At 60.4% G+C, this 6,130-nt stretch carries 7 protein-coding genes; all 7 read right to left on the bottom strand.

Features of this window, described 5'->3' with window-relative positions; genetic code table 11:
- Positions 1-1,651 (bottom strand): glycoside hydrolase family 3 protein (locus AC1D1Z_RS32660; RefSeq protein WP_477852983.1); only part of this gene is annotated, 1,651 nt, incomplete at its 3' end.
- 32 nt (positions 1,652-1,683) lie between these two features.
- A complete protein-coding gene (locus AC1D1Z_RS32665) occupies positions 1,684-2,163 on the bottom strand; it encodes a MarR family winged helix-turn-helix transcriptional regulator (RefSeq protein ID WP_018245249.1) in 480 nt (159 codons plus the stop codon).
- 52 nt (positions 2,164-2,215) lie between these two features.
- Complete coding sequence (locus AC1D1Z_RS32670) at positions 2,216-2,812, bottom strand: cysteine hydrolase family protein (RefSeq protein ID WP_018245250.1); 597 nt, start codon at positions 2,810-2,812, stop codon at positions 2,216-2,218.
- A gap of 2 nt (positions 2,813-2,814) precedes the next feature.
- The gene (locus AC1D1Z_RS32675) at positions 2,815-3,864 is read right to left on the bottom strand and encodes an ABC transporter ATP-binding protein (RefSeq protein WP_018245251.1); all 1,050 of its coding nucleotides are present in this window, start codon (positions 3,862-3,864) and stop codon (positions 2,815-2,817) included.
- Complete coding sequence (locus tag AC1D1Z_RS32680) at positions 3,851-4,630, bottom strand: ABC transporter permease (RefSeq protein ID WP_018245252.1); 780 nt, start codon at positions 4,628-4,630, stop codon at positions 3,851-3,853. Before AC1D1Z_RS32680 ends, AC1D1Z_RS32675 begins: the two co-directional genes overlap by 14 nt.
- A gap of 10 nt (positions 4,631-4,640) precedes the next feature.
- Positions 4,641-5,555, bottom strand: coding sequence for an ABC transporter permease (locus AC1D1Z_RS32685; protein WP_477852987.1), 915 nt, complete (start codon positions 5,553-5,555; stop codon positions 4,641-4,643).
- On the bottom strand, positions 5,545-6,130 hold a 586-nt coding region (locus tag AC1D1Z_RS32690), incomplete at its 5' end, for an ABC transporter substrate-binding protein (protein WP_477852989.1). The genes AC1D1Z_RS32690 and AC1D1Z_RS32685, both read right to left, overlap by 11 nt.

Here is a 6,130-nt window from a genome sequence, read left to right on the forward strand (position 1 = left end):
CGCTATAGACATGCCGCCCGTGCTCGCCCGGGTAGGTGTGCCAGCCTGGAATATCGTTCACGCGCGCGGGCATGCTGGCAGAGAGTTTACCGCAAGGGTTCTGCTCGCCGAACAGAATACGGGCGATCGCTTCGCCGCCGCCCTGCCCGGCATAGAAGCTGGCAAGCACGGCATCAACATCGTGGAGCCACGGCATCTCGACGGTATCCGGCATCGACAGCACGACGACGATCTTGCGACCGGCTGACGCCAGTGCCTTGATGAGGGCGTCGTGGCTGGCGGCGAGCTTCAGTGTGTCGCGGTCATTGCCTTCGCCGTGGCGGCTCTTCTCGTTTTCCGCGAACACCACAACGACATCGGCGCGTGACGCAGCCTCAACGATCGCCTCGATCGAGGCCAACAGGTCCCCCTGCGCGGCGCAGGAGAAGGGCTGATGCCGCACCGTCAAGGTGTCTCCGGCCCGCTTGGCGATCTGAGCCAAGGGACTGTCGACGCGATAAGGATTGGTGGTGGCCGAGCCGGAGCCCTGGATGACCGGAATGACAGCGCCATCGCCGACGATGAGAAGCTCGCCCGGGCGGCCGGGATCAAGTGGCAGCGCCTTGCCTACGTTGCGCAGCAGCACGATCGACTCCGCCGCGATTTCGCGTGACAGCGCATGATGCGCGTCGAGATCCGCCGCCGTGCCGCGCTCCTCGTGCATCTTGCACTTGACCACGAACGCCAGAACCCTGGCGCAGGCGGCATCGATCAACTCAGTCGGCACGTCGCCGGCTTCGATCGCGGCGTGAAGGCGCGCCTTGCGCGGCTGGCTTTCCGGCATGTCGAGTTCGGTGCCGGCATTGAGCGCGGCGCCACGATCCTTGATCGCATGCCAGTCGGAGACGACCAGTCCGTCATAACCCCATTCCTCGCGCAGCACGGTGCGGAGCAGCCAATGATGCTCGGCTGCCTGGATGCCGTTCAGCGGATTGTAGGCGCTCATCACGGTCCACGGCGCGCTCCTTTCGATTGCCCGCTCGAAGCCCGCCAGATAGATTTCGCGCAGGGCCCGCTCGTCGACGTCAGAACTGGTCGTGGTTCGCTCGATTTCCGAATTGTTGCAGGCGAAATGCTTCAGCGAGGCGCCGACGCCATGATCCTGCAGGCCTGAGATGACAGCAGCAGCGAGTTCACCACTGATGACGGGATCCTCGGAATAATATTCGTAGGCCCGCCCAGCCAATGGCGTGCGCCGGATGTTGATGCCGGGGCCAAGTAGCAGATGAACGCCGAAATCCTGGCACTCGGCCGCAAGTGCCGCCCCCATGCGGTAGGCAAGATCGATATCCCAGGAACAGCCAAGCAGATTGCCGTTTGGAAAGCATGTGGCCGGGCGGGTGGCGCCGAACATGCCGCCTGGCCCATCGCCCTGTTGCCCGACGAGATCGAGGAATGCCTGGAGACTGTCTTCGTCGTTGTCGCCGGCATCGATCTGGGTGGTCGAATAGCGCACGCCATACGCACCATCGGTCATGACGACCGAAGGGATGCCGAGCCTTTCGATCGATGCCGTTTTCCACAGCCCGCGTCCGCTCAGTAGAGCGACCTTTTCGCCGACGGTCATTTGGCCAACGAGCGATGGGATTTCGTCTTCGCTGAGCTGGAACATGGGTAGTCTCCGAGGTTACGGCAGGCGTCGGCTCAGCAGATTTTCTGAAGGAGTTCCATTAGCATCATGCGCTCGGCAACCGTCAGGTTACTCAGTGTTTCCTGCGAAATCTGCAGTGCGACCGACAGGTTGCGAGCCACCGTCGCCTCGCCGTCCGGCGTCAGCGTCAGCACCAACCGCCGTGCGTCGGTTGCGTCGGGTGCTGTGTGAACCAGCCCGCGCTTCACCAGTCGATCGACGACCCCCTTGATTGTCGCCATGTCCATGGCGGTTTCACGGCCGAGATTGCCCTGCGAACAGGGCTGCAGTTCGTTGAGCTTGACCAGCGCTGCCCATTGGGTCGTGGTCAGTTTCTCCGCCATCAGGCTCGCAAAGATCGCCACGTGCCGCTGGTTTGCCTGCCGCAGATAGAAGCCGATCTGTTCGCCAAGCGCATACTCGGCCTGCTGGCCTTGAACCTTAGGCTGTGCCGCCTTCCTGCGGCCGCCTTTGTCTTTGAAGGGAACATCCATCGGATCTCTCAAATCTGCCTGTTCGTCGTGATTGGCAATCGCATTGTCGAACTCAGTCTCGCCATAAATCCAGGATGGCTTCTGTCGATAAGATTTCGATCTGCTCCGAAAGCCTCGGCACCAAGATCTCGGTTACCATGGCGTGCGCTTTCATGTCACCGCTTCCCAGCGCATCCTCGGCCAGGATGACCCGGTAGCCGGCGTCCACCGCATCGAGAACGCTCGCGTAGACGCAGACGTCTGTCTCGACGCCTGAGAAAATCAGAGTGTCCGTTCCCGAGTTCTGCAAGCGGCGGGCGAAACCAGGCGAACCGAAGACGGAATAGGTTTCTTTGTCGACGATGGAGCCAGGACCGGCGATCGCCGCCAGCGGCGCGACCAGATCCAGCACGGTCGCGTCGAGCTCATCCAGCGTCACCGATGACCAGCGGCGATAGTAGTTCTTCCAGCGGCCTTTTGCATCTTCCGCGTTCTGCGGAACCACAAATCGGACAAAGATCGTGTCGAACGGGCGCGCTTGGCTGAGCGCCAGCACGTTCGGAAGAATGTCGGCGATTGCTGGTGTATGCCACGCCGTTTCCTCGGCAAACAGACGTTGCATGTCGATGACGACATGCAACGTATTCTTGGAGAGCGGCGCGGTTGCCATGATCAGTCGGCCACCGAGACGGTGTGTTCCGGGGCCCAGCTCAGGGTGATGCTGTCTCCATCGCTCAGAATCTTCCCATCGCGGTTCTGCGCAAACAGCTTCAGCGGCAGGCCATCGGCAGTCTCTAGCAGATAGGAAAGCACGGGACCTGCATAGATGACCGTGGTGATGCGTGCCGTTAGGCTATTGCCGTCCGTCGGACCAGATACGATCGACATCTTTTCCGGGCGAACCGCAAGCGTAATTTTGGATCCGCTTGATGGCAACGTCCCAGTTGTCCGGACGACCGTCCCATCGGCCAGACGCACGGCTCCATTATCCACCGTCCCGGTGAGGAAGTTGGAATCGCCGAGGAATTCCGCTGCAAAGCGCGTCAGTGGCCGTTCGTAGACGGTTTCCGGCTCGCCGATCTGAACGATGCGGCCCTTGTCGAGGATGGCCACCTTGTCGGACAGCGTCAGCGCTTCTTCCTGGTCGTGGGTAACGAAGATCGTCGTCAGGCCGCTTTCACGCTGGATGCGCAGCAGTTCGACCTGCATCTCCTGGCGAAGGCGGCGATCGAGCGCCGACAGCGGCTCGTCGAGAAGAAGTACGCTCGGCTTGATGACGATGGCGCGGGCCAGTGCGACGCGCTGCTGCTGACCCCCGGACAGTTGCTTGGGCGTGCGGTCGCCGAAGCCGGGAAGACGGACCATCTCAAGAGCCCGATCAACTTCCTTGCGCGCGGCGGCGCCCTTGATGCCTCGACGTTCGAGACCGAAGGCGACGTTCTGGGCGATCGTCATATGCGGGAAAAGTGCGTAGGACTGGAACATCATGCCAATGTTGCGGCCCCAGACAGGGATGTCGGTGACATCGTTGTTGCCGATCCTGACGATACCCTGGTCCGGCTTGATGAAGCCCGCGATGATGCGCAGAAGCGTGGTCTTGCCGGAACCGGATGGGCCGAGAAGGCTGGTGAAGGAGCCTTCGGGAAACTCGGTGGTGATATCCGACAGGACGGGCGTGGTGCCGTAGGTCTTGGCGACGGAATTGACTTTAACGTTTGTCACGAGTGTCTCCAGGCTTGGCGAAACGCGCAAAAATCAGGATGATCGTCATCGAGCCGAGCAGAAGTACGGTCGAGATCGCGTTGATTTCGGGGGTGAAGCCCTTGCGGATCGAGGAGTAGATTTGCACCGGCAGCGTGGTGTAGCCGGGCGTTGCGAGAAAGTAGGAAATCACGAACTGGTCGAGCGAAACCGCGAAGGCAAACAGCGCGGCGCCTAGGATGCTCGGATAGAGCAGCGGCAATGTCACCGAGAAAAAGGCGTGAACCGGTGTGGATCCGAGGCTCATGGCTGCTTCTTCCAGATCGGCACGAATAGTACGGAAGCCGGTCCCGACCACCAGAACCACATAGGGGATTGCGAGTGCGACGTGGCCGATCAGCAGGGCATGCATGCCACGCCCGATGCCGCTCCAGTAAAAAAAGATCAGCATCGCCGTGCCGGTAATCAGCCACGGAATGGCAATCGGCGGCAGTAGCATTAGCTGCAGCAGGCTCCTGCCGCGGAATGTCCGTCGCGACAGCGCCACCGAAGCCATGGTCCCAAGCGCCGTCGCCAGCACTGCCGTGATCGTGGCGATGACGATGCTGTTCAGGCCAGCCGTCAGAAGCACGGTGTTGCTCGACAGAGCCTGATACCATTGCAACGAGAAGCTGAAGGGCAGTTCATAGAGCGGCGATGCGTTGAACCCCATTGCCATCATCACGAGAATGGGCGTGTAGAGGAAGATAAGGATCGCAATGAGATAGATACGGCCAAGCGGTTTCATGATCCTCTCCTCAAGCTACCGTGCCACGGCGCAGAGCGCCGGAGAAGGTTGCGAAAATGGCGAGCACGACGGCCAGAAGCGTAAAGGACAAAGATGCGCCCAGCGRCCAGTTGAAGGCCTGCGTGAACTGGTCTTCGATCACCGTTCCCATGGTGACGCCGACACGTCCGCCCAGGATGCGCGGTTCCATGAAAGAGCCGATCACCGGAATGAAGATCAGAACGGAGCCAGAAATCAGGCCGGGTGCGGCGAGCGGCACCAAAATCTTGAACAAAATGGTCCACCAGCGCGCGCCGAGACTCGATGCAGCCTCAATGATCGCGTCATCGATAGCCACAAGCGCGATGTAGCAAGTCAGGATCATGTAGGGCAGATAGCCGTGAACAAGACCGACCACGATGGCATAGCGCGTATAAAGAAAACCGATCGATCCGGCATCGGGCGCGATCATATGCAGGAGATTGTCAAGGAAGCCGTTTTCCCGGAGTACCATGGTCCACGAAAAGACGCGCACAAGACCGTTGGTCCAGAATGGCAGGAGAATGAGGATCAACAACATCTCACGCGTCTTGCCGAAGGTCGAGCGGACCAAAGCCACAGCCGCCAGGAAACCCAGCACTGCGCAGAACAGCGTCGTCCAGAAACCGATCAGCAGCGACGTGATGCCGATCCCGACCAGATAGGGTTGGTCGATGAACGCGCGGTACTGCTTCAGCGTAAAGACGATCGGGGCCTTGCCCATCGGTGTCGCGGACATGAAGCTGAACACGAGCATGGTCAGCAGCGGCAGGAAAACGGCAAGTGTCAGCCATCCATAGGTCGGCAGCAGCAGTGCCGTCGTCGATATCCATGGGGGGAGCGGGCGCCGGCTGCGCGGACCCGAAGGTCCGCGCTCTGACGCTGAAATCACTCGATCATTCTGCATAGAAGGCTTTCACTTCCTGCCAGATATTGTTGAAGGCTTCACGGCGGTCGTCGGGAATGCCCGAGACAAAGGACGTCGTCTTTAAGTACTCGGTCTTGTGCACCAAACGCGTGAGATCGTCGGCGGGGAGTGCCGAAAGGGCTGCCGAATTCGACGAGGCGGGCGCCCCTATCTTGGTTGCCCACTCGACATAAAATGTCGGATCGATCATCCAGTTGATGAAGGCAAGAGCACCTTCTGGATTCGGCGCCGATGACGGAATCCCGAGACCATCGACCCAACCGACGCCGCCTTCCTTAGGCACTACGAACTGAACCGGAAGTTTGGAAACGCGCTTGGAGCGTACTGAACCGCCCGACCAGAACAGCGACAGGTCGAATTCCTTGGCGGCGAACGACTTGTTCCACTGGTCTTCCGTCGACCACAGCAACTTGACGTTCGGCTTGATGGACTTCAGTGCGGCCGTGACAGCAGCCAGATCCTTGGGATCGTTGATGTCCTGCCCGCTCATCAGCGCGCCGACACCGACATTGATGATGGCGTCGTCGTCCATGGCAACACGACCCTTATAGGCC

The organism is Rhizobium sp. P1_E1 (assembly GCF_056406015.1).

What these genes read in the sequence shown, in the direction of transcription:
- AC1D1Z_RS32665 (WP_018245249.1), bottom strand. Translation starts at nt 2,163, where the DNA reads ATGGATGTTCCCTTCAAAGACAAAGGCGGCCGCAGGAAGGCGGCACAG.
- AC1D1Z_RS32670 (WP_018245250.1), bottom strand. Translation starts at nt 2,812, where the DNA reads ATGGCAACCGCGCCGCTCTCCAAGAATACGTTGCATGTCGTCATCGAC.
- AC1D1Z_RS32680 (WP_018245252.1), bottom strand. Translation starts at nt 4,630, where the DNA reads ATGAAACCGCTTGGCCGTATCTATCTCATTGCGATCCTTATCTTCCTC.